This is a genomic window from Gilvimarinus sp. 1_MG-2023 (assembly GCF_030548285.1).
In genome coordinates this window covers 1-245 of record NZ_JAUOSC010001506.1, presented here as the reverse complement: position 1 = coordinate 245, position 245 = coordinate 1, and the positions used below count along the sequence as shown (strand labels likewise).

Here is a 245-nt window from a genome sequence, read left to right as displayed (position 1 = left end):
GCCTGAGGCAGCGCCAGACGATGCACCGGGTCATGCTGCCAGTGTGGCCCGTCAGGCCGCGGCGCAGGCAGAGCAGGACGCGCGACTGCTGCACAAGGCAACGCTGGAAAAGCTGGCCGCCGAAACATCTTTGCAGGCGTTACCACGGATGCTGAACAGCTTTATTGCCGAGCTGACCCGGCGGATGGACGATCTGGATCGCGCGCTGGAGAGCAATAACCCGCAGGAACTGGGGAGTCAGGCCC

1 protein-coding gene is annotated in these 245 nt (G+C 64.5%); it reads left to right on the top strand.

The window, feature by feature from the left end; all coding sequences use genetic code 11:
* Positions 1–43: 43 nt before the first annotated feature.
* Positions 44–245 (top strand): hypothetical protein (locus Q4563_RS21855; protein ID WP_303606032.1); only part of this gene is annotated, 202 nt, incomplete at its 3' end.